General features: G+C 65.7%; 1 protein-coding gene. It reads left to right on the top strand.

Going from position 1 to position 1,410, the window contains the following annotated elements; translation table 11 throughout:
* Positions 1 to 230 precede the first annotated feature (230 nt).
* Positions 231 to 1,370 carry an IS110 family RNA-guided transposase gene (locus tag KO481_RS42590; protein WP_215924465.1) on the top strand — a complete coding sequence of 380 codons (1,140 nt, stop codon included), beginning with the start codon at positions 231 to 233 and terminating at the stop codon, positions 1,368 to 1,370.
* Positions 1,371 to 1,410: the final 40 nt, after the last annotated feature.

The following is a 1,410-nucleotide window of genomic DNA, read 5'->3' as shown; positions in this document are numbered from 1 at the left end:
ATCGGCTACTTAATACTGGCGGTAGGGCTCGTTCCCGGCCAGGATCGGGTCCAGGTACCCGGCGAGGTCGCTCTCACATCGGCTGCCCACCAGTGGGTTTGGTGTGGCTCTCTCATGGCGTGCGTCCCGCCGGGTGCCGTGCCGGGAATGGCTGAAGAGGGGTCTGCCCAGCTCGAAGTAGCGGTGCCTTCCCGCACGGACACCGTTCGTCGACAGGGAAGGATGCACCGGTGACGGTCATCATAGGAATGGACCCGCACAAACGCTCGGCCACCATCGAAGTCATCGACGGAACCGAGAAGGTACTGCTCACAGGCCAATACGGCACCGATACCGCCGGATACGCTCAGATGCTCACCGCGGCGAAGCGATTCAACGATCGGGTGTGGGCGGTCGAAGGGTGCAACGGTGTGGGCCGGCACCTGGCTCATCGCCTGGTCCATGATGGTGAATCGGTGGTGGATGTGCCGGCGAAGCTGTCGGCGCAGGTGCGGGTGTTCGCCACGGGCAACGGGCGCAAGACCGATCCAGTGGATGCGCACTCGGTCGCGCTGGCGGCACTGCGGTCCCCGAAACCGCGCCCGGTGCAGGTGGATTCGGAATTGGTCGCGCTGGGCATGCTCGCCGACCGCCGCGACGAACTCGGTCATGCCCGCACCGACACGGTCAACCGGCTGCATCGACTGCTGCTGGAGTTGCTGCCCGGTGGGGCGAAGAAGTTCCTGTCGGCGATGCAGGCCCGCAAGCTGATCGCCACGGTCAAACCACGCGATCCTGCAGGCAAGGTCCGTCGTCGGCTGGCGGTCGAGTTGATCGGCGACCTGGAAACCATCGACCGCAAGATCAAAGCCGCGGACAAAGAACTACTGCAGCTGGTTTCCGACCGCGGCTCGACGCTGACCGACTTGCGTGGAATCGGACCCTCCGGCGCCGCTCGGCTGCTCGCCGATGTCGGCGACATCCACCGGTTCCCTGATAGGGGGCGGTTCGCGTCCTGGAACGGCACCGCACCATTGGATGCCTCCTCCGGTGAACAACAACGGCACCGGCTCTCGAGGGCCGGCAACCGCCGAATCAACCGGGTCCTACACACCATGGCCACCGTCCAACTGCGCCATCCCGGCGCCGGTCGCACCTACTACGACGGCAAGAAAGCCGCCGGGAAGACCTCGATGGAAGCGATCCGGGCGCTGAAACGGCGGCTGTCGAACGTCGTCTACGCACGCATGCTCGCCGACCAGCGTGAGCGTGAAACGGCAAGCCCGGGAGGGCAATCGGGAACGACTACTGACTCCTGCGCGACCGGCCCTACCCCGGCAACCGGCCCTTCGGACAAGCCACAACCCGGACCTACCGCCATCCACCCCTAACCCCGACCTGCAACCCACGTCTTGACACGAGAGGGGAGCC

The sequence above is a fragment of the Nocardia albiluteola genome (genome assembly GCF_018860155.1).
Lineage (GTDB): Bacteria > Actinomycetota > Actinomycetes > Mycobacteriales > Mycobacteriaceae > Nocardia > Nocardia albiluteola.
This window is presented reverse-complemented; position numbering and strand designations above follow the sequence as displayed.